This is a genomic window from Pseudomonas sp. R19M (assembly GCF_050312585.1).
Classification (GTDB): domain Bacteria; phylum Pseudomonadota; class Gammaproteobacteria; order Pseudomonadales; family Pseudomonadaceae; genus Aquipseudomonas; species Aquipseudomonas palleroniana.
Window position 1 is genome coordinate 149,111 of the sequence record NZ_JBNPJV010000089.1, and the last position, 19,598, is coordinate 168,708.

Here is a 19,598-nt window from a genome sequence, read left to right on the forward strand (position 1 = left end):
GTCTATCGCCAACGGCCTCGGCCCGGTAGTTTCATGCCACGCTAACTGACGACCGAGTGTCCCATGGATCTTACCGCTGTCCCGTTTGGCACCACGGATTGGGCCACCCTCGAACCCACAACCCATCCTGGCGTTACCGGCAATGCCTTATGGCGTACTTGCCATTTCGGCACCACCCGCGTGCGTCTGGTGGAGTACACGCCCGGTTACCTGGCGGATCATTGGTGCTGGAGAGGGCATGTGCTGTTGTGCCTTGAAGGCGAGTTGCACACGGAGCTGGAAGATGGCCGCCGGTTCATTCTGACGGCCGGGATGAGTTATCAGGTGGGCAATGACATGGAGGGCCATCGCTCCTCGACGGCCATTGGCGCCAAACTCTTCATCGTCGACTGATCTGTAGTGAGCGGGCTCGCCCCGCGCTGGGCTGCGAAGCGGCCCTAACCCAGGCACCTCGGTTTCACTGAAAATACTGTGGCGTTCTTATTGGGGCGGCTGCGCCACCCAGCGCGCGGCAAGCCCTAATGCCAGTCAGTTAAGCGATAAAGCGGGTGATGAATAAATTGTGGGAGGGGGCTTGCTCCCGATAGGCCGCGCAGCGGCCTCAAAAATGGGCCTGCTACGCAGTCCATCGGGAGCAAGCCCCCTCCCACAGTGACCGCGTTAATCCTTAACTGACTGGCATTAGGGCGAGCCCGCTCACTACAGTCAGTGCATCTTGCTGTGGTCCATGCCGTTCAGGGCACGGACCGCTGCTTTCACTTCGATGGACTGTTTCTCGCCCTTGGCGTCCTTGACGGTCAGGGTCAGCGGCACCTGGTCGCCTTCCTTGATCTGGCCGGTGAGGCCCATCAGCATCACGTGGTAGCCGTCCGGGTCGAGCTTGACGGCTTTGCCGGCGGGCAGGGCGACCGAGTCTACCGGGCCCATTTTCATCACGTCGTCCTTCATGCTCATCTCATGGATCTGTACGTCCTTGGCCACCGGCGACGCCACGCTGAGCAACTGGCTGTCGCTGTCGGCGGTGAGGGTCATGAACGCGCCGCTGGACGGCTGGCCCGGCACTGTGGCACGCACCCAGGCATCGCTGACTTGTACCTGGGCGCTGGCGTGGGCGGCAAGGCCCAGCAGGGTCAGGCCGAAGGCAACGCGTTTGAGGTGTTGAACGGCAGTCATTAGCAGACCTCCATGACGGTGAGCAGGTCTTCTGCGCACTCTTTAGCGGTAAGGGATGCCGACAGGCCCAGGCGCAGGTTGCCGCGGGTGTCGAAGACGAAACTGGTCGAAGTGTGGGACAGCGTGTAGGTGTCCCCGGCCGGGATCTTTTCATAGAAGATCCCGAATTCCTTGGCGGCCACGGCGATTTCTTCCGGGGTGCCGTACAGCGCTTCGAAGCTGGGGTCGAAGGCTTTCACGTAGCGGTCGAGCAGTTGCGGTGTGTCACGCTCGGGGTCAAGGGTGATGAACACCACCTGCATGATCTCGCCGTCGCGGCCCATCAGCTTCTTGGCCTGGGCGGCACGCGCCAGAGTGGTGGGGCATACGGCCGGGCACTGGGTGAAACCGAAGAACACCACCGGCATCAGGCCACGGAACGAGCTCAGGGTGACGGTTTCGCCGTCGGTGTTCTTGAGCTTGAAGGTGCGGCCCATGATCTTGTCACTGAGGTCCTTGCCGTACTTGAAGTTCAGCTTGGGGCTGTAGTCACAGCCGCCCAGCAGGCTGCCCAGGCCCAACAGGCCCATACCGGTCAGCACTTTGCGGCGGGTGAATAACGTACTCATCAACTGTGCATCCTGTGAAGCGCCTGCATGGCTCTGGATCTACACATCAGGCTTTGAAAAGGCGTTGAAACGTAGAAACGAGGAGGGCGCACAGTCTACCAACCCAGGCCTGCCTGCGTAATCTGCGACGTTCTGCCACAGGGGCGCGTCGCGCTTCATCCTTTTACGGCTTCGGTGGTAGAGTCGCCGCCATGAAACTGAGCCATCCCGACCGTTCGCTGATCGCCTGGACCCTGTACTTCTGCGTGCTGATGAACGTGTTCGTGTGCGGTTTGGGCCATGGGCAGATGCTGGGCCAGCAGCTCAACGGTATCGGCGGCGCGTTCTGTTCGGTGGACGGTAGCCAGGCGCCACTTTCCGATAAAGGGTTGGGCACTCCGTCGTCCAGCAACATCTCGAACTACTTTGCCTGCCCGGTGTGCAACGCGGTCACCGTGGCCATCGTGTTTCTTATCGGCCTGGCCTGGCTGCTGAGCCTTCAGCAAACCCCGGGCCCGGCCCATGAGCGGCGCAACAAGGCGCCGCCGCGTTATTCCTGGCCCTCGGCCAACCCCCGCGCTTCTCCCGCAGCCTGACGTGTGCCTTGGGCTTCCTGTGATCAGGAGGCGTTCTATCGTCACGACTGTGAGTCCATTTGATGACCTCTCTATTGCCTGCAGGCGCCAGTCGCCTGGTCAGCAAGGCGTCCCGTCGCCCGCTTGCGCAACCCCTGCGTACGGAACCGTTGTTGGCGCACTACCCGAGTAATTCCCGTTGCTTCGTGCACCTGGATGCACGCCTGCTGCCTCATTGGCACAGCTTGTTCGACATCTGCCCGACGCTGCTCAAACTCGACCCGCCCGAGGGCTTGAACCTGTTCCGCAGCTTCATGACCTGGGCCTATCGCAAGCAGCCGCCACTGGATTGGACCTACCACCTGAATGTGGCGCGCTGGCTGCTGGGCTCCCCGTACCGTGCGCAAATCAATGAGGAGCCGATCGAGGCGTTCATGGCGGCTGCGGCGGCGTGCTGGATCAGCCTAGACACCAGCCAGGCCCGGGGTCTGGTCCTGGCCTGGCAAGGCGCCACTCTCTTCGATTGGAAAGGCCCGCCGATCAGCGGCGCGCAACAGCAGGCATTACCCGCTTCTACCTTGGACTTCGCCTGGAGCCCGCTGAACGCACGGGGTGAGTTCAGCGGCTGGTTGCCGGTGCCTTGAGCAGTCAGCATCGCGCTGCGATGGCTGCGCAATTTTAATGAACCCTTGGCGCATCGGCTTGACCTAACGCATACGACCTAGGAGGTGAAGCATGCAAACTGAATACATCTGGATCGGCCTGGCCGTGGTTCTGGTGCTGGTGGAGTTGTGGGCGATCAGTACCGTATTGCGCAGTACCGGGGGCTGGGAAAGCAAGGGTTTCTGGTTGGTGATCTTGATCTTTGTGCCGCTGTTCGGGCTGATCGCCTGGGCGATGTTCGGGCCTAAACGCGAGATGCCTGAGCAACGTAGAAGCTAACGTGAAGCTGAAGCAGAACAGGCGCCCTTGAGGCGCCTGTTTTCATTCAAGGGTTCGGCGTTATCCAGCAATCGCCTTGGCAATCGCGTCATTGAACGCGGGCAGGTCATCGGGTGTGCGCGAGGTGATCAAGGTCCAGCCATTGGCCTTGCATGCCTTGACCTCGGCGTCGACCCAGCCCGCAGCTCCGGCATTTTCCAGGTCGATGCGCACGCTTTTATACGAGGTCAGCGTCTTGCCCTGGATCACGCCGGCGTCGATCAACGTCCACGGCCCATGGCAAATCGCTGCCACGGTCTTGCCGGCCTTGACGAAATCGTTGATCAACTTCAACGCACCGGCGTCCTGGCGCAGGGTGTCGGCATTGACGGTGCCACCCGGGATGACCAGGGCATCGAAATCGCTGCTCAACACATCCGACAGCGCCACGTCGGACTCTACGGTTTTGTCTTTCTCTGTATCGCCGACGAACGTCTGCGTGGTGCCGCCCTTGCTGGAACCGTGGGTCACGGTCGCGCCGTAGCCGCGCAATGCCTCCAGGGGCTTGAGCAGTTCATCGCGCTCGATACCGGTGTTGGAGGTGATGACCAGAATCTTCTTGCCGCTAAGGGGTGAGCTCATGATCGAGAGTCTCCTGATGGCTGGGTTTATGGGTGGATATGGGAGAGTTGATCAAGGCCAGGGGCTAAAGGTTTAAATTAATTTGGGTTGATGGGCTGGACGGTTGTACGGGGCAGTTTCCTTGAACTATCGAAAGGGGGCGGGCTCTGCTGCATAAGGGCTCGCCTTTATTGCGAGCATTAAAAAAAGCCTGGAGACCGAGCATGACTGCCGATAAAACCCCTGATCCGATCAGTTCCGAGCAAGCGCAGAAGGGCGCGGAAAAACCCGTCAAAGGCCGCACGCTGGAGCATCCGAACCCGAAGACCGAAACCATCGACAAGGTGCTCACGCCCACCTCGATCAAGGACACCGAGCGCCAGGCCGAAGCGATCAACCGGCAGGCCGACAAGGCTGAGCGCCGGCTGGACCAGTGATCATGGCCAAGTCGATCACCGCTTCCGAACTGGGTATCGAACTGGCGCCCGAAGACGACGCCAGCCTGTTCAAATGGTTTATTGCCAGCTTTCTGATGGGCAAGCGAATCCAGGCGCCGATTGCCGCGCAGGCGTACCGCGTGATCGTCGAGCAAGAGGGGCGTGATACTGCGCGCAAGTTGCAGCACTGCACTGCTGGCGAACTGGTCAGGATGTTGGGGCGTGCCCACTACGTGCGCTATGACGAAACCACCGCGCAACGGCTGTTGGACCTTAGCGCCAAGTTGAACGCCGAGTATGCCGGCAAGATCACGCAGATACGCGACGCCAGTGGCGACCGTCCGGGGTTCGAGAAACGCCTGGGTGAGTTCGAGGGGGTTGGCCCCAAGACGATCGAAATCTTCATGCGCGATGCGGCCAAGGTGCTGTTTTGACCGCACCGTTGTATCTAGGCTGTGCGGGGTGGAGTTTGCCCCGTGAGCACTGGCCGGCATTTGCCGACGAGGGCACGCATTTGCAACGTTATGCGTCGCGCTTCAATGCAGTGGAGATCAACAGTTCGTTTTATCGTGCGCACCAGCCCAAGACCTACGAGCGCTGGGCACTATCGGTGCCGGCAAGCTTTCGCTTTTCGGTCAAGGTGCCCAAGCGCATCACCCATGAACTGCGTTTGCAGCGTTGTGACACGGCACTGGATGAGTTTCTGGAACAGTGTCTGCACCTGGGTGAAAAGCTCGGTTGCCTGCTGGTGCAGTTACCGCCCTCACTGAGCTATGACCCGGCCGTGGCGTCGAATTGGTTCATGGCATTGCGCCAACGTTTTGCCGGCGCCGTGGTGCTGGAGCCGCGTCATCCCAGCTGGCGAGAGGCCGAGTCGCTGCTGATGGACCTGCACATCGGCCGGGTGATCGCCGACCCGGTTGTCATCCAGATGAGCACCGGTTGGCCAGGCGTGCAGTATTGGCGCCTGCACGGCGCTGAGCGCATCTATTACAGTGCCTATGGGCCCGAACGCGTGAAGGCGTTCGGGCAACAGCTCGACCTATCGGTAGCGGCGGGCGTGCCCACGTGGTGCATTTTCGATAACACCGCCAGTGGCCATGCGACGGCCGATGCCTTGTGCCTACTCGACCTCTACCCGAACCACTTCCAGACCTAGCTGTTCATAGGCTTCGACACTCGGCACATGCCACTCGGTAATCAGCGTGTGAAGACGGTTGCAGGGCGCTACGACAAAGGGCTCCACCGCGCCGAGCTTGTCCGCCATGGTCACTGCGACCACGTGGGAGGCGCTGTCGAGCAAGGCCTGTTTGACCACCACTTCATCGAAGTGCAACGAGGTGATGCCCACTTGCGGGTGCAGGGCGCACACGCCCGTGAACAATAGGTCTGCCTTGATACTCTGGATCAGGCGCACGGCATCGTGGCCGCCGGTGGAAAGGGTGGCCGGGTTGAGCTGGCCGCCGGCCAGGATCATTTTCACATGGGGATGGTCGGCCAGGGCGATGGCGATCATCGGTGAGGGCGTGACCACCGTCAGGTGAATCGAGCGCGGCAGCGATTGGGCAATGCGCAGGGTGGTCGAACCGGAATCGAACAGCACGATCTGGCCGTCCTCCACGCGCTGCGCCGCTAATTGGGCGAGCTGACGCTTGGCCTCGTTGGTCTCGCCGACCCGGGTAAAGAAGTCTTTGCCGGTGTCCTTGGGCCGGGGCAGGGCGCCACCGTGTACGCGCTGTAACAAACCGGCGGCGGCCAGTTCGCCGAGGTCGCGGCGGATGGTGTCTTGGGATACGGCAAAATGCTCCACCAGCTCCGCTGCGGTGACTTTTCCGTCGCGCTCCAGCAGCAACAGGATCTTCTGTTTGCGCAAGGAAGGCAGGTCAGTGGCTTGATGAGTGTTATGCATGTTTGTGCGTCTTTTTGCTGGTTTGTGCGACATTATCCGCCTGATGCTATAAACGCAATGGCTGGTTGCGCAACCGCTGGACGGTTACTCTTCGTGCTCGGTTCAGGGAGAGGTGACCTAGATGACGTTGATCACAACCATCGAAGACTTACGCAAGCTGGCGCAAAAACGTGTCCCACGGATGTTCTACGATTACGCCGATTCCGGCTCCTGGACTGAAAGCACCTACCGGGCCAACGAAAGCGATTTCGCCCGGATCAAATTCCGCCAGCGCGTGGCGCGCAATATCGACCAGCGCTCGATCCGCACTACGATGATCGGCCAGGACATGGCCATGCCGGTGGCCCTGGCGCCGACGGGCCTGGCGGGCATGCAGCACGCCGACGGCGAAATTCTTACCGCCCGCGCCGCCGCCGCATTCGGCCTGCGCTACACCCTGTCGACCATGAGCATCTGTTCACTGGAGGACATTGCCGAGCATGTCGGCCAGCCGTTCTGGTTCCAGCTCTATGTGATGCGTGATCGCGGGTTTATCGAGCAGTTGATCGAGCGCGCCAAGGCTGCCGGCGTGGATGCGCTGGTGCTCACACTCGACTTGCAGATCCTCGGGCAGCGCCATAAGGACTTGATCAACGGCCTGTCGGCACCGCCGCGATTGACCCTGCCGAATATCCTCAACATGGCGACCAAGCCACGTTGGGTGATGGGCATGCTCGGTACCAGGCGCCGTGGGTTCGGCAATATCGTCGGCCACGTGAAAGGCGTGGCCGACATGAGTTCGCTTTCGTCATGGACCGCCCAGCAATTCGACCCGCGCCTGAGCTGGGACGATGTGGAGTGGATCAAACAATGCTGGGGCGGCAAGCTGATCATCAAGGGCATTCTCGATGTGGACGATGCGCGCCTGGCGGCAGACGCCGGTGCCGATGCACTGGTGGTGAGTAACCACGGTGGCCGTCAACTTGATGGGGCGCCGTCGAGCATCAGCCAATTGCCGGCGATTGTCGACGCGGTAGGCCAGCGCATTGAAGTGTGGCTCGATGGCGGTATCCGCAGCGGCCAGGATGTGCTCAAGGCGGTCGCGCTGGGGGCCAGGGGCACGATGATCGGCCGCCCCCATCTGTACGGTCTGGGCGCGATGGGGGAGGCGGGCGTGACCAAGGCTCTCGACATCATCGCCCGCGAGTTGGACGTGTCGATGGCGCTGTGCGGCTATAACGATATACGCGATGTGAATCGCGAGATTTTGCTGCCGGGAACCTTGCCTGAAGGGAATTGCTGAGCAAAAAAATCGTAAAAAAGTAAAAAGAGTTGTCCACGAAAACCGTGGGTATCTCTGTGGATAACTTTGCGAAGACCCGGCTGGGTTGGCGATTTAACCTGCGGTTAATATTTGATCAACTGCCGGCGAGGGCCAGCATGGGCAGGGTTTGCGCTTGACACGCAAGCGCGAACTCAGTGCCGAAATGCGTGTTCAGGAGTCGCCGTTGGCTGCTGTGGAGTGTGTGACCACCTGGGATGGCGCCTTCGCTTGCATCAACCTGTCCAGCGCCTGGCCATAACTGCGACCGGCCAGGCTCATGCTGTTGTTGTGGGTGGCACCGGGCACCAGCAGCAGTCGCTTGGGCTGCTGGGCGGCGTCGAATAATTGCTGGCTGAAACGCGGCGGCACGTACTGGTCGGCCAAGCCGTGGACCACCAGCAGCGGCATGTGCACATCAGCGATCTTGTCGATGGAGTCGAACTTCTGCGAGAGCAACCAGCGCACCGGCAGCGAGGTGTTGGCCACGGCGGTCGCTGCGTCCCCCAGCGACGTGAAAGTGGATTCGATCACCAGGCCGCGCACGGGGATCGGCGTTTGCCGGCTCAGTTCGGCCGCCAGGTCGATCGCCACCGCGCCGCCCAGGGAGTGCCCGTAGATCAGGCGCTTGTTCGGGTCGGGTTGCAGCACCTTGAAGCGTTCCCAGGCGATACGCGCGTCTGCGTAGACACTGGTTTCCGACGGCAGATCACCCTGGCTCTGGCCGAAGCCACGATAGTCGATGGCCAGCACCGAATACCCCAAGGCGTGCAATTGCTCGATGCGAAACAGCTGGCCGGTGAGGTTCCAGCGCACGCCGTGCAGGTAGAGGATCGCCGGGGCGTCCTTCTTGTCTGCCGGGTACCACCAGCCGTGAATGTTCTGGCCCGACTTGAAACTGGCCGGCTTGAGGTCGAATTCCTGTACCGCTTTGGGCAGCCCGGTATACCAGCCGGCGGTGCCCGGTTCGATGCGAAACACCAGCTCACGTTCTTTGTGTTGCAGCACGGCACACCCCACGGGCAGGCCGATGATCAGCAGCGCCATGCACAGCAGGGGAAACCAGCGCAGGCCGAGGCGAGACAGAAAACGAGAGGACATGAAGATTCCAGGACAAAAACAAAGCAGGGGTTTTACCAGATGGCACATCGGGTAAGGAATTAATTCGACAGTCGTGAGTGGGCATTGCTTGCAAAGTGTTACATCGCCTCCGTTGAACTCGAGCGCACCTGCCAACTTGACGCTGGCCGGCGCCCGGGAACATGCTCGCCCTCCCACGTACAGAGGCCCAACCATGGACAACAGCCCCGTTCGCATCACCGCCGAAGAAACCCTCTCGAAAAACTGGTACCTGTTGAAAAAATACAGCTTCGACTTGCGCCGCCAGGACGGCAGCTGGCAAGCCCAGACCCGTGAGGTGTACGACCGCGGCAATGGCGCGACCATCCTGCTGTACAACCGTGCGCAGCGTACGGTGTTGCTGATCCGCCAGTTCCGCATGCCCACCTTCGTCAACGACTACCACGGCTATCTGATCGAAGCGGCGGCCGGCTTGCTCGACAACGCCAGCCCCGAAGAACGCATTCGCCTGGAAGCCGAAGAAGAGACCGGCTATCGCGTCGGCCACGTGGAGAAAATCTACTCGGCGTTCATGAGCCCGGGTTCGGTGACTGAGCGCATTCACTTCTTTATCGGCGAGTACCAACCGACGGATCAGGTCGGTACGGGGGGCGGCCTGGAGGAGGAGGGCGAGGATATCGAAGTGCTGGAGCTGGGGTTCGAGCAGGCGCTGGCGATGGTACAGAACGGCGAGATTGTGGATGGCAAGACGATCATGCTGCTGCAGTATCTGGAACTGCGGATGTTGAAAGACGGCTGGTGAGCCCCGACTGGCGGTTATTGTCAGAAATTTCCCAGAGGAGTACAAATGTACTCCATGACGACTCTCACTCCCCGCCGTACCGCCATCCTGACTTTTATCCGCGACCGTATCGCGCAGCAAGGTCAGCCCCCCAGCCTCGCCGAGATCGCCGAGGCGTTCGGCTTCGCCTCGCGCAGCGTCGCGCGCAAGCACGTGGTAGCCCTGACTGAAGCCGGGTTCATCGAGGTCAACGCCAACCAGGCGCGGGGCATTCGCCTGCTCAACCAACCGGCACGCCCCGAATGGCTGGATGTGCCGGTGCTCGGCCGAGTGGCTGCGGGCCGGCCCATCGGCGCCGACGCCGAAGTGCACAGCCGCCTGCAACTGGACCCTGCCACCTTCACGAAAACCCCGGATTATCTATTGCGGGTGCAGGGCGACTCGATGATCGAGGACGGCATCCTCGACGGCGACCTGGTGGGCGTGCGCCGCAGTGCCGAAGCATTGAACGGGCAAATCGTCGTGGCGCGGCTGGATGGCGAAGTCACCATCAAGCGTTTCGAGCGCAATGGCGAGCGCGTGCGCCTGCTGCCGCGCAACCCCGCCTATCAACCCATCGTGGTCGGGCCCGACCAGGACCTGGCCATTGAAGGGGTGTTCTGTGGCCTGGTGAGGCAAGGCTGATGGGCGCCGTGGTTGCCCTGGACGCGCTGTTCAATGGTGGGCGCGTGTGGAAGGGCCGGCCCGTTGCACCACCGGCCAGCGTGCACCCCACGGGGTTGGCGAGGCTGGATGCGGTGTTGCCAACGGGCGGCTGGCCGGAGTCGGCCTTGAGCGAAATCCTGATGGCCAAAGAGGGCATCGGCGAATTGCAATTGGTGCTGCCGACCCTGGCGCGCTTGTCGGCGGCGGGGGAGCGAATTGTGTTGGTCGCGCCGCCTTACACGCCGTACCCCCACGCCTGGCAGAACGCCGGGGTGGATGTGCGCCAGCTGTCGGTGATCCGGGCCGAGGAGCGCGATGCGTTGTGGGCGGTGGAGCAATGCCTGCGCTCCGGCAGTTGCGGCGCGGTGCTGTGCTGGCCGCGCAAGGCCGATGACCGAGCACTGCGCCGCTTGCAGGTGGCGGCGGAAACCGGGCAGACCCTGGCGTTTGCCTGGCGTGCCTTGAGCGAGGCGGTCAATGCGTCGCCTGCGGCTTTGCGCCTGGCGGTTGAGGCAGCGCCTGCACAAGTGCGGGTGCTCAAATGCCGGGGCGGGTTGGCCCATCCGGCGCCCATCGCGTTGGCGGGGCACTGAGGTTGCCATGCGTTGGGTGTGTATTGTCTTTCCGCAATTGGCGCTGGACGGCGTGCAGCGTGTGCATCCCGAGCCGGACCAACCCCTCGCGTTGTTGGCCGGTACCCCGCAACGTCGCGTGCTGCAGACCGTCAATGCTGCCGCCCGTGCCTTGGGCCTGCGCCCCGGGCAATCGCTGACGGCGGCCCATGCGCTGGCCAAGTCCTTTGCCTGCGCCGAATACGACCCCGCCGAGATCGAGCGTTGGCAGCAGTTCCTCGCGGCCTGGGCCTACTGTTTCAGCTCCCAGGTCAGCCTGCACTACCCACGCGCCTTGTTGTTCGAGATCGAGTCGAGCCTGGGCCTGTTCGGGCCGTGGCCGCAGTTCGAAGCGCGTTTGCGCCAGGAGCTGAACGAGTTAGGTTTTCGCCACCGTATCGTCGCCGCGCCCAACCCGGCGGCGGCGCGGGTATTGGCCAATCTCTACGATGGTCTGGCGGTGACTGACGACGCCTTGAGCCAGGCCCTGGCGTCGCTGCCCATCGACCGCGCCGGCCTCGACCCGCAGGCCGCCATCGCGTTGTCCCGCATGGGCCTGCGCACCCTGGCCCAGGTGCAGGCGTTGCCCCGGCACACCCTGGCGCGGCGTTTCGAGGCGGGCTTGCTCAAGCACCTGGATACCCTCACCGGGCAACGGCCATTGGCTTTGGCGTTCTATCAGCCGCCGGATCAGTTCGAGGCACGCATCGAATTGAATTTCGACGTGCAATCCCACCAGGCGCTGCTCTTCCCCTTGCGCCGTTTGACCGGCGACCTGTCCGCCTTCCTCTGCGGTCGTGACAGTGGTGTGCAGCGCTTTGACCTGCACCTGGAACACGCCCAGCAACCCGATAGCGTGATCAAGGTCGGCCTGCTCAGCGCCGAGCGGGAACCTTCGATGTTGTTCGAACTGGCCCGCGGGCGCCTGGAGCAGGTGCAAGTCAGCGCGCCGGTACGCGGCGTGCGCCTGCTGGCCCAGGACTTGCCCGTATTCGTGCCGCAGCGCCAGGACCTGTTCGACGACCGCCCGCAACAGACCTTGCCCTGGGAGCAACTGCGCGAACGCCTGCGTGCGCGGCTTGGCGATGACGCGGTGCAGAGCCTGCGTTTTCATGCCGACCATCGCCCCGAATGCGCCTGGCAAGCGGCAGCGGCCAAACACCCGTGCCAGCCCCTGGACAACGTGCGCCGCCCCGGCTGGTTGCTGGCCGAGCCGACCCTGCTGGCCGAGCCGGGCGTGCAGATCCTCTTGGGCCCGGAGCGCATCGAATCCGGCTGGTGGGACGGCGCGGATATCCGTCGCGACTATTACCTGATCCGCACCCGTGCCGGCCAGCAAGGCTGGGCCTACCGCACCGTCGGCGAACCCGATGGGTTGTGGTTGCAGGGTTGGTTTGCATGAGTTACGCCGAGCTGCATTGCCTGTCCAACTTCAGTTTCCAGCGCGGCGCCTCCAGTGCGCTGGAGTTGTTCGAGCGCGCCAAAGGCCAGGGCTACAGCGCCCTGGCGATCACCGACGAATGCACGCTGGCAGGTATCGTGCGGGCCTGGCAGGCGGCAAAGGCCGTGGCGTTGCCGTTGATTATCGGCAGCGAAGTGCGCATCGAAAACGGCCCGAAACTGGTGCTGCTGGTGGAAGACCTGAATGGCTACCAGCACCTGTGCCGCTTGATCACCCTGGCCCGACGGCGTGCCGCAAAGGGCGGTTATCGCCTGCTGCCAGCCGATTTTGAACAACCGTTGCCGGGCCTGCTGGCATTGTGGGTGGCCGAAGACAGCGACACCCAGGCGTCGATCCAATGGCTGCGCCACACCTTCGCCGAACGCCTGTGGCTGGCGGTACACCTGCACTGCGGCCAGGACGATGCGCGTCATCTGGAGCAACGCCTGCAGCTGGCCGCCAGCCTGAATATCAAGGCGGTGGCCTGCGGTGATGTGCATATGCATGTGCGCGGCCGTCGTGCCCTGCAAGACACCATGACTGCTATCCGCCATCACGTGCCGGTGGCCGAGGCCGGCACGCGCCTGCACCCCAATGGCGAGCGGCATTTGCGTGACCTCGGCGCCCTGGCTGCGCTGTATCCGCAAGCGTTGCTCGACGAGACCCAGGCCATTGCGCGCCGTTGCACCTTTGACCTTGGCCAGTTGCATTATCACTACCCACGCGAGCTGGTGCCCGAGGGGCATGATGCAACGTCCTGGCTGCGTGCCGTCACGCAAGAAGGCATCGCCCGGCGCTGGCCAAAGGGCGTTGATAGCAAGACCTTGCAGCAGATCGACAAGGAACTGGAGGTGATCGGCACCCTGGGTTATGAAAGCTATTTCCTCACGGTTCACGACATCGTGCGCTTCGCCCGCAGCCGTTCGATCCTGTGCCAGGGTCGGGGTTCGGCGGCCAACTCGGCCGTGTGTTTTGCCTTGGGCATCACCGAGATCGACCCCAGCCTGACGGCTATGCTGTTCGAGCGCTTCCTGTCCAAGGAGCGCAATGAGCCCCCGGACATTGATGTGGACTTCGAGCACGATCGCCGCGAGGAGGTGTTGCAGTACGTGTTCCAACGCTACGGCCGCACCCGCGCGGCGTTGACGGCGGTGGTCAGTTGTTATCACGCGGCCGGCGCGGTACGCGATGTGGCCAAGGCCCTGGGGCTGCCGCCGGACCAGATCAACGCCCTGGCCGACTGTTGCGGGCGCTGGAGTGACGATGCTCCGCCCCTGGAACGCTTGCGTGAAAGCGGCTTTGACCCGCACAGCCCGATCCTGCGCCGCGTGCTGACGCTGACCCGGCAACTGATCGGTTTTCCCCGTCATCTGTCGCAGCACCCCGGCGGCTTCGTGATTTCCGAGTACCCGCTGGACACCCTGGTGCCGGTGGAAAACGCGGCCATGGCCGAGCGCACCATCATCCAGTGGGACAAGGACGACCTCGATGCGGTCGGCCTGCTCAAGGTGGATATTCTGGCCCTGGGCATGCTCAGTGCGATCCGCCGCTGTTTCGACCTGTTGCGCCGCCACCGTGGCCGTGACCTGGCCTTGGCGACCATCCCCAAGGAAGATCCGGCGACCTACGCGATGATCAGCAAGGCCGACACCATCGGCGTGTTCCAGATCGAATCGCGGGCGCAGATGTCGATGCTGCCCAGGCTCAAGCCGAATAATTTCTATGACCTGGTGATTGAGGTGGCGATTGTGCGGCCGGGGCCGATCCAGGGCGGCATGGTGCATCCTTACCTGCGTCGTCGGAACAAGGAAGAAGCCACCACTTACCCGTCGCCGCAATTGAAAACGGTGTTGAAGCGCACCCTGGGCATTCCGCTGTTCCAGGAACAGGTGATGCAGATCGCCATGGTCGCCGCCGACTACAGCCCCGGCGAGGCCGACCAGTTGCGCCGTTCGATGGCTGCCTGGAAGCGCCACGGCGGGCTGGAGCCGCACCAGGAGCGCTTGCGCGACGGCATGCTCAAGAACGGCTACACCGAAGCCTTTGCCGCGCAGATTTTCGAGCAGATCAAGGGCTTTGGCAGCTATGGTTTCCCCGAGTCCCACGCGGCCAGTTTCGCCTTGCTGACCTATGCCAGTTGCTGGCTCAAATGCCATGAGCCGGCGGCCTTCGCCTGTGCGCTCATCAACAGTTGGCCCATGGGTTTCTACAGCCCGGACCAGATCCTGCAGGATGCCCGGCGCCATCGGTTACAGATTCGCCCGGTGGAGGTGCAGGCCAGCGACTGGGATTGCAGCCTGGAACCTATCGACGGCGCGCAACCGGCAATCCGCATGGGCTTGCGCATGATCGCGGGGTTTCGCGAGGAGGACGCACGACGTATCGAGGCCGCTCGCCAACACCAGGCATTCAGCGACATTGCCGACCTGGGCGCACGCGCCGGGCTGGATGCGCGGGCCCAGGCCTTGCTGGCGGATGCCGGGGCCTTGCGGGCGTTGGCCGGGCATCGGCACAAAGCGCGCTGGGAGGTGGCGGGCGTGCAGCAGCAACTGGGCCTGTTCGCCGGCCTGCCCAGCCCCGACGAAGCGGTGGTGGAGTTGCCGGCGCCTTCGGTCGGCGAAGACCTGCACGCTGATTACGCCACCGTTGGTACCACCCTTGGCCCGCACCCGTTGGCGCTGTTGCGTGAAGAATTGCGCAAGCGACGCTGCCGCAGCTCCCATGAACTCCTGGCGGTCGAGCATGGTCGTAACGTGAGCATTGCCGGGCTGGTTACGGGGCGGCAGCGGCCCGGCACGGCCAGTGGCGTGACCTTCGTCACCCTGGAGGATGAGTTCGGTAACCTCAACGTGGTGGTCTGGCGTGACTTGGCCGAGCGTCAGCGCCAGGCGCTGGTGGGCTCTCGGCTGCTCAAGGTGGATGGGCGCTGGGAGGCGGTGGGCGACGTGCGACACCTGATTGCCGGACGTTTGACCGACCTGACGCCGCTGCTGGAAGGGATCCATGTGCGCAGCCGGGATTTTCACTGAAGACTGTGACGCGGGTTGCATTTACCTGCTGGCGTTAAGGCGGTGAAACGATCTAGGGTTGGCGCGCTCCAACGCTGGTCGATGTTTTCTTTTCGTACTGAGTCAACCCATGCATTTTTTATCCAATTCTCATGGCTGCGAAGGCTGGGCCGGTGAAATGGCCCGGCGAATCCGCGCGTTCGACTGGTCGACCACTGATCTTGGCCCCATCGACTCGTGGTCCACCAGCCTGGTCTGCAACGTGCAAATGATGCTGGCCTCGCCCGTGCCGATGGTGATGCTGTGGGGGCGGGCGGGGTACATGATCTATAACGACAGCTATTCGGCGTTTGCCGGTGGCCGTCATCCGCATATCCTGGGCAAACCGGTGGAGTTGGGTTGGCCGGAAGTCGCCGACTTCAACCGTCATGTGGTCGACACCTGCCTGGCGGGCGGGACCTTGTTATTCAACAACAAGGACCTGGTACTGTCGCGCCATGGCAAGCCGGAGACGGTCTGGCTGGACCTGTATTACAGCCCGGTTGCCGGCGACAACCAGCAGCCGGCCGGCGTGCTGGCGATTGTGGTGGAGACCACCGAACTGGTGAAGTCCGAGCAAGTGCGCCAGGAACTCACCCACAATCTTGAACAACGCGTCGCCGCTGAAGTGCAGGCGCGCTCCGCTGCCGAGGATCAACTGCGCCAGTCGCAGAAGCTGGAAGCCATCGGCGGCCTGACCGGTGGTGTAGCCCACGACTTCAATAACCTGCTGCAGGTGATCGCCGGCAACCTGCACCTGCTGGCCCGGCATGAGCCGGATAACGCCCAGGTGCAGCGCCGGGTCAACGCAGCCATTGAGGCCGTTGAGCGCGGCGCCAAGCTGTCGGCGCAACTGCTGGCCTTCGCCCGTCGCCAGCCGCTGTCGCCGGCGGTGTACAACCCGCAGCGCATCTATGCGGGCCTGGGCGAATTGCTGCAGCGTGCGTTGGGTGAAACCATTCATATCGATGTGCAGATGCCCACGGATGCCTGGTGCATCAAGGTCGACCGCAACCAGCTGGAAAACGCGCTGCTCAACCTGGCGATCAATGCCCGGGATGCCATGCACGGCGAAGGCGTGATTCGTATCACCGGCGAAAACATCATCCTCAACCCTGACGATTGCGCCGGTAAAAGCATCAAGCCGGGCGAGTATGTGCGCCTGGCGGTCAGCGACACCGGCGTGGGGATGTGCCCGGAGGTGCTCAAGCGCGTCTTCGAGCCGTTTTTCACCACCAAACTCGAGGGCCAGGGCACCGGGCTGGGCTTGAGCATGGTGTTCGGCTTCGTGCGCCAAAGCGGCGGGCACGTGGAGATGTGGAGCGAGGAGGGCAAGGGCTCGACGGTGCAGATGTATTTCCCCCACAGCCTGGAGCCGGAATGCCTGGACACACAGGAAGAACTGGCGCTGCACTGCGGCGGCCAGGAGACCATCCTGGTGGTGGAGGACAATGAAGGCGTGCGCCTGACGGTCGTCGAGTTGCTCAAGCAAGCGGGCTATACCGTACTCACCGCCGAGGACGGCGACCGGGCGATGCGGGTGTTGCAGGACGGTGTACGGCCGGACCTGATTTTCACGGATGTGGTGATGCCCGGCCGAGTCAAAAGCACGGACCTGGCCGACTGGGCCCGCGTGCAGCAGCCTCCCGTGCCAGTGCTGTTCACCTCCGGGCACACCCGTGACATTCTCTCCAGCAATCATTTGCTGAGCCCGGATATCAACTTGCTGAGCAAGCCCTACAGCCCCGATGCCCTGACGCAACGGGTGCGCTCGGTGCTCACTACCCGACAAGGTTGTCCATGACCTCACAGCGCAACATGCCCAAGCTTTCTACCCCGGTCGGCTTCGTCCGGGTGCGTGGCGCCCGCGAACACAACCTGCGCGATGTCGATGTGGACATTCCCCGTGACGCCCTGGTGGTGTTCACCGGGGTGTCCGGCTCCGGCAAGTCGTCGCTGGCATTTTCCACGGTGTATGCCGAGGCGCAGCGCCGTTACTTCGAGTCGGTGGCGCCGTATGCGCGGCGCCTGATCGATCAGGTCGGCGTCCCGGACGTGGACAGCATCGAGGGCCTGCCCCCCGCCGTGGCCCTGCAACAGCAGCGCGGCACGCCGAGTGCGCGTTCATCGGTGGGCAGCGTGACTACGCTGTCGAGCCTGATCCGCATGCTGTATTCCCGCGCCGGCAGCTACCCGCCGGGCCAGCCAATGCTGTACGCCGAAGATTTTTCGCCGAACCTGCCCCAGGGGGCCTGCCCGGAGTGCCATGGCCTGGGCCGCGTGTATGAGGTGACCGAGGCGCTGATGGTGCCTGACCCGTCGCTGACCCTGCGCCAGCGTGCGGTGGCATCCTGGCCGCTGGCATGGCAGGGCCAGAACCTGCGCGACATCCTCGTGACGCTGGGCTATGACGTCGATATTCCGTGGCGCGACCTGCCGAAAAAGCAGCGCGACTGGATCCTGTTCACCGAAGAAACCCCGACCGTACCGGTGTATGCCGGCTTCACCCCCGAACAGACCCGCGACGCCCTCAAGCGCAAACTGGAGCCGAGCTACCAGGGCACGTTCAGCGGTGCGCGGCGTTATATCCTGCACACCTTCACCCACACCCAAAGTGCACTGATGAAAAAGCGCGTCGCGCAATTCATGCAGGGCAGCGCGTGCCCGTTGTGCGAAGGCAAGCGGCTGAACCAGGCGGCGCTGTCGGTGAAGTTTGCCGGGGTGGATATCGGTGAGTTGTCGCAGTTGTCGTTGTCCCGCTTGGCCGAGCTGTTGCGCCCGGTGGCGGCGGGGCAGGACAAGATGAAACTGTCGGTGGAAAAGCGCCTGGCGGCGCAGCGCATCGCCCAGGACCTGCTGGAGCGGGTCAACACCTTGATCGAATTGGGCCTGGGTTATCTGTCCCTGGAGCGCAGTACGCCGACCTTGTCGTCCGGTGAATTGCAGCGCCTGCGCCTGGCCACTCAATTGGGCTCGCAGTTGTTCGGGGTGATCTATGTGCTGGATGAGCCTTCGGCGGGCCTGCACCCGGCCGATGGTGAAGCGTTGTTCAGCGCATTGGAGCGTTTGAAGGTGGCGGGCAATTCGTTGTTCGTGGTCGAGCACGACCTGGAAACCATGCGCCGCGCCGACTGGCTGATCGACGTCGGCCCGGCGGCCGGCGAGCAGGGTGGGCAGGTGCTGTACAGCGGCCCGCCGGCCGGTTTGGCCGACGTTGAGGCGTCGCAGACCCGTGAGTATCTGTTCGCCGAACGGCGCCCGCCAGGTCAGCCGCATCGTGAGCCCTCGGGCTGGTTGAAGCTCGAAGGGGTGACGCGCAATAACCTCAATGACCTGGACGTGGAGTTCCCGCTGGGGTGCTTCACGGCGGTGACCGGTATTTCCGGCTCGGGTAAATCCAGCCTGGTCAGCCAGGCGTTGCTGGAACTGGTGGGCACGGGCCTGGGGCGCGTGCTGGAGAACGACGAAGAACCAAGCCTGGAAGACGACGCGCCGCAAGCCAGCGGCGGGCGGATCAGCAGCGGCCTGGAACACCTTCGCCGCCTGGTGCAGGTGGATCAGAAACCCATCGGCCGTACCCCGCGTTCGAACCTTGCGACCTACACCGGGCTGTTCGACAACGTGCGCAAGCTGTTCGCCGCCACGCCAGCGGCGAAAAAGCGCGGTTACGATGCCGGGCAGTTTTCCTTCAACGTCGCCAAGGGCCGCTGCCCGAATTGTGAAGGCGAAGGCTTTGTCAGCGTCGAATTGTTATTCATGCCCAGTGTGTATGCGCCGTGCCCGACGTGCCATGGCGCCCGCTACAACCCCGAGACTCTGGCGATCCAGTGGCAGGGTTTGAACATCGCCCAAGTGCTGGGGCTGACGGTGGCGCAGGCGGTCGAGGTCTTCGCCGAGCAGCCGGGGATATTGCGCTCCTTGCAGGTACTGCGGGATATCGGCCTGGGCTATTTGCGCCTGGGCCAGCCGGCGACGGAGTTGTCGGGCGGTGAGGCGCAGCGCATCAAGCTGGCGACCGAACTGCAACGCAATGCGCGGGGCGCCACGTTGTATGTGCTGGATGAGCCGACCACCGGCCTGCATCCGCGTGACGTCGACCGCCTGCTCAGCCAGTTGAATCAACTGGTGGATGCCGGCCACACCGTGGTGGTGGTTGAGCATGAAATGCGCGTGGTTGCCCAGAGTGATTGGGTGATCGATATCGGGCCGGGAGCGGGCGCTCAAGGCGGCAAGGTGGTGGCGTGTGGTACGCCGCAGAAAGTCGCCAAGAGCAAGGCCAGCCGTACCGCCCCCTTCCTCGCCCGGGAACTGTGAGGCCGATGCGGGACAAACTGTGGGAGGGGGCTTGCTCCCGATGACGGCCTGTCAGTCACTTCATGTGTCGACTGAACCCCGCCATCGAGAGCAAGT

The 19,598-nt window shown here is 63.1% G+C and carries 20 protein-coding genes; 15 read left to right on the plus strand and 5 right to left on the minus strand.

All coding sequences use genetic code 11. The annotated features are described in order from the left end of the window. Nucleotides 1-63: 63 nt before the first annotated feature. Nucleotides 64-393, plus strand: a complete 330-nt coding sequence (locus ACQRBT_RS20720) for a DHCW motif cupin fold protein (RefSeq protein ID WP_090370508.1) — start codon at nt 64-66, stop codon at nt 391-393. Nucleotides 394-705: 312 nt separating this feature from the next. On the opposite strand, the gene ACQRBT_RS20725 is transcribed toward ACQRBT_RS20720, so the two are convergent. Both ACQRBT_RS20725 and ACQRBT_RS20730 read right to left on the minus strand, forming a co-directional pair. Beyond that, nucleotides 706-1,173, minus strand: a complete 468-nt coding sequence (locus tag ACQRBT_RS20725; protein WP_060752521.1) for a copper chaperone PCu(A)C — start codon at nt 1,171-1,173, stop codon at nt 706-708. Continuing rightward, the gene (locus tag ACQRBT_RS20730; RefSeq protein WP_060752522.1) at nt 1,173-1,781 is read right to left on the minus strand and encodes an SCO family protein; all 609 of its coding nucleotides are present in this window, start codon (nt 1,779-1,781) and stop codon (nt 1,173-1,175) included. The genes ACQRBT_RS20725 and ACQRBT_RS20730 overlap by 1 nt, the downstream gene beginning before the upstream one ends. 191 nt (nt 1,782-1,972) lie before the next feature. Here ACQRBT_RS20730 and ACQRBT_RS20735 point away from each other — a divergent pair, with 191 nt between their 5' ends. The 3 genes from ACQRBT_RS20735 to ACQRBT_RS20745 all read left to right on the plus strand — a co-directional run bounded on the left by ACQRBT_RS20735 (nt 1,973) and on the right by ACQRBT_RS20745 (nt 3,277). Beyond that, nucleotides 1,973-2,356 carry a DUF2946 domain-containing protein gene (locus ACQRBT_RS20735; RefSeq protein ID WP_060752523.1) on the plus strand — a complete coding sequence of 128 codons (384 nt, stop codon included), beginning with the start codon at nt 1,973-1,975 and terminating at the stop codon, nt 2,354-2,356. 62 nt (nt 2,357-2,418) lie between these two features. Continuing rightward, complete coding sequence (locus ACQRBT_RS20740; protein WP_244699416.1) at nt 2,419-2,979, plus strand: putative natural product biosynthesis protein; 561 nt, start codon at nt 2,419-2,421, stop codon at nt 2,977-2,979. 91 nt (nt 2,980-3,070) lie between these two features. Further along, complete coding sequence (locus ACQRBT_RS20745; protein WP_060752525.1) at nt 3,071-3,277, plus strand: PLD nuclease N-terminal domain-containing protein; 207 nt, start codon at nt 3,071-3,073, stop codon at nt 3,275-3,277. Between the two features lie 60 nt (nt 3,278-3,337). On the opposite strand, the gene ACQRBT_RS20750 is transcribed toward ACQRBT_RS20745, so the two are convergent. Next, entirely contained in the window at nt 3,338-3,898 is a 561-nt protein-coding gene (locus ACQRBT_RS20750) for a type 1 glutamine amidotransferase domain-containing protein (protein ID WP_060752526.1), read from the minus strand. 203 nt (nt 3,899-4,101) lie between these two features. On the opposite strand from ACQRBT_RS20750, the gene ACQRBT_RS20755 reads away from it, so the two are divergent. From ACQRBT_RS20755 to ACQRBT_RS20765, 3 genes are read left to right on the plus strand one after another with little or no spacing between them, the layout of a single operon-like run. Then, nucleotides 4,102-4,314: a hypothetical protein gene (locus tag ACQRBT_RS20755; protein ID WP_060752527.1), complete on the plus strand. Its 213-nt coding sequence runs from the start codon at nt 4,102-4,104 to the stop codon at nt 4,312-4,314. 2 nt (nt 4,315-4,316) lie between these two features. Continuing rightward, nucleotides 4,317-4,748 (plus strand): hypothetical protein, encoded by a 432-nt coding sequence (locus ACQRBT_RS20760; RefSeq protein ID WP_060752528.1) that lies wholly within the window; start codon nt 4,317-4,319, stop codon nt 4,746-4,748. Further along, a complete protein-coding gene (locus tag ACQRBT_RS20765; RefSeq protein ID WP_412047334.1) occupies nt 4,745-5,473 on the plus strand; it encodes a DUF72 domain-containing protein in 729 nt (242 codons plus the stop codon). The genes ACQRBT_RS20760 and ACQRBT_RS20765 overlap by 4 nt, the downstream gene beginning before the upstream one ends. Here ACQRBT_RS20765 and ACQRBT_RS20770 read toward each other — a convergent pair. Further along, nucleotides 5,438-6,223, minus strand: a complete 786-nt coding sequence (locus tag ACQRBT_RS20770) for a DeoR/GlpR family DNA-binding transcription regulator (protein WP_412047335.1) — start codon at nt 6,221-6,223, stop codon at nt 5,438-5,440. The genes ACQRBT_RS20765 and ACQRBT_RS20770 overlap by 36 nt on opposite strands. A 121-nt stretch (nt 6,224-6,344) precedes the next feature. On the opposite strand from ACQRBT_RS20770, the gene ACQRBT_RS20775 reads away from it, so the two are divergent. Beyond that, the gene (locus ACQRBT_RS20775) at nt 6,345-7,505 is read left to right on the plus strand and encodes an alpha-hydroxy acid oxidase (RefSeq protein ID WP_090370517.1); all 1,161 of its coding nucleotides are present in this window, start codon (nt 6,345-6,347) and stop codon (nt 7,503-7,505) included. A gap of 192 nt (nt 7,506-7,697) precedes the next feature. Here the strand turns inward: ACQRBT_RS20775 and ACQRBT_RS20780 are convergent, their stop codons facing one another. After that, a complete protein-coding gene (locus ACQRBT_RS20780; protein ID WP_412047336.1) occupies nt 7,698-8,624 on the minus strand; it encodes an alpha/beta hydrolase in 927 nt (308 codons plus the stop codon). Nucleotides 8,625-8,817: 193 nt separating this feature from the next. Here ACQRBT_RS20780 and ACQRBT_RS20785 point away from each other — a divergent pair, with 193 nt between their 5' ends. The 7 genes from ACQRBT_RS20785 (at nt 8,818) to uvrA (ending at nt 19,502) form a co-directional block, all read left to right on the plus strand. After that, nucleotides 8,818-9,405 carry an NUDIX domain-containing protein gene (locus ACQRBT_RS20785; RefSeq protein WP_060752533.1) on the plus strand — a complete coding sequence of 196 codons (588 nt, stop codon included), beginning with the start codon at nt 8,818-8,820 and terminating at the stop codon, nt 9,403-9,405. Between the two features lie 45 nt (nt 9,406-9,450). Continuing rightward, on the plus strand, nt 9,451-10,068 hold the full coding sequence (gene lexA / locus ACQRBT_RS20790; protein WP_412047337.1) for a transcriptional repressor LexA: 618 nt from the start codon (nt 9,451-9,453) through the stop codon (nt 10,066-10,068). Further along, nucleotides 10,068-10,682, plus strand: coding sequence for a translesion DNA synthesis-associated protein ImuA (gene imuA, locus ACQRBT_RS20795; protein ID WP_060752535.1), 615 nt, complete (start codon nt 10,068-10,070; stop codon nt 10,680-10,682). Before lexA ends, imuA begins: the two co-directional genes overlap by 1 nt. Before the next feature lie 7 nt (nt 10,683-10,689). Then, nucleotides 10,690-12,102: a Y-family DNA polymerase gene (locus tag ACQRBT_RS20800; protein ID WP_412047338.1), complete on the plus strand. Its 1,413-nt coding sequence runs from the start codon at nt 10,690-10,692 to the stop codon at nt 12,100-12,102. Then, nucleotides 12,099-15,170 (plus strand): error-prone DNA polymerase, encoded by a 3,072-nt coding sequence (locus tag ACQRBT_RS20805; protein ID WP_412047339.1) that lies wholly within the window; start codon nt 12,099-12,101, stop codon nt 15,168-15,170. The genes ACQRBT_RS20800 and ACQRBT_RS20805 overlap by 4 nt, the downstream gene beginning before the upstream one ends. A gap of 109 nt (nt 15,171-15,279) precedes the next feature. Then, complete coding sequence (locus ACQRBT_RS20810; protein ID WP_244383308.1) at nt 15,280-16,992, plus strand: ATP-binding protein; 1,713 nt, start codon at nt 15,280-15,282, stop codon at nt 16,990-16,992. Next, on the plus strand, nt 16,989-19,502 hold the full coding sequence (gene uvrA, locus ACQRBT_RS20815; protein ID WP_412047340.1) for an excinuclease ABC subunit UvrA: 2,514 nt from the start codon (nt 16,989-16,991) through the stop codon (nt 19,500-19,502). Before ACQRBT_RS20810 ends, uvrA begins: the two co-directional genes overlap by 4 nt. The last annotated feature ends 96 nt before the right edge of the window (nt 19,503-19,598 follow it).

Bases quoted from the DNA above. Each gene is read 5' to 3' on its own strand.
- ACQRBT_RS20720 (WP_090370508.1), top strand. From the start codon at position 64: ATGGATCTTACCGCTGTCCCGTTTGGCACCACGGATTGGGCCACCCTC.
- ACQRBT_RS20725 (WP_060752521.1), bottom strand. From the start codon at position 1,173: ATGACTGCCGTTCAACACCTCAAACGCGTTGCCTTCGGCCTGACCCTG.
- ACQRBT_RS20730 (WP_060752522.1), bottom strand. From the start codon at position 1,781: ATGAGTACGTTATTCACCCGCCGCAAAGTGCTGACCGGTATGGGCCTG.
- ACQRBT_RS20735 (WP_060752523.1), top strand. From the start codon at position 1,973: ATGAAACTGAGCCATCCCGACCGTTCGCTGATCGCCTGGACCCTGTAC.
- ACQRBT_RS20740 (WP_244699416.1), top strand. From the start codon at position 2,419: ATGACCTCTCTATTGCCTGCAGGCGCCAGTCGCCTGGTCAGCAAGGCG.
- ACQRBT_RS20745 (WP_060752525.1), top strand. From the start codon at position 3,071: ATGCAAACTGAATACATCTGGATCGGCCTGGCCGTGGTTCTGGTGCTG.
- ACQRBT_RS20750 (WP_060752526.1), bottom strand. From the start codon at position 3,898: ATGAGCTCACCCCTTAGCGGCAAGAAGATTCTGGTCATCACCTCCAAC.
- ACQRBT_RS20755 (WP_060752527.1), top strand. From the start codon at position 4,102: ATGACTGCCGATAAAACCCCTGATCCGATCAGTTCCGAGCAAGCGCAG.
- ACQRBT_RS20760 (WP_060752528.1), top strand. From the start codon at position 4,317: ATGGCCAAGTCGATCACCGCTTCCGAACTGGGTATCGAACTGGCGCCC.
- ACQRBT_RS20770 (WP_412047335.1), bottom strand. From the start codon at position 6,223: ATGCATAACACTCATCAAGCCACTGACCTGCCTTCCTTGCGCAAACAG.
- ACQRBT_RS20775 (WP_090370517.1), top strand. From the start codon at position 6,345: ATGACGTTGATCACAACCATCGAAGACTTACGCAAGCTGGCGCAAAAA.
- ACQRBT_RS20780 (WP_412047336.1), bottom strand. From the start codon at position 8,624: ATGTCCTCTCGTTTTCTGTCTCGCCTCGGCCTGCGCTGGTTTCCCCTG.
- ACQRBT_RS20785 (WP_060752533.1), top strand. From the start codon at position 8,818: ATGGACAACAGCCCCGTTCGCATCACCGCCGAAGAAACCCTCTCGAAA.
- lexA (WP_412047337.1), top strand. From the start codon at position 9,451: ATGTACTCCATGACGACTCTCACTCCCCGCCGTACCGCCATCCTGACT.
- imuA (WP_060752535.1), top strand. From the start codon at position 10,068: ATGGGCGCCGTGGTTGCCCTGGACGCGCTGTTCAATGGTGGGCGCGTG.
- ACQRBT_RS20800 (WP_412047338.1), top strand. From the start codon at position 10,690: ATGCGTTGGGTGTGTATTGTCTTTCCGCAATTGGCGCTGGACGGCGTG.
- ACQRBT_RS20805 (WP_412047339.1), top strand. From the start codon at position 12,099: ATGAGTTACGCCGAGCTGCATTGCCTGTCCAACTTCAGTTTCCAGCGC.
- ACQRBT_RS20810 (WP_244383308.1), top strand. From the start codon at position 15,280: ATGCATTTTTTATCCAATTCTCATGGCTGCGAAGGCTGGGCCGGTGAA.
- uvrA (WP_412047340.1), top strand. From the start codon at position 16,989: ATGACCTCACAGCGCAACATGCCCAAGCTTTCTACCCCGGTCGGCTTC.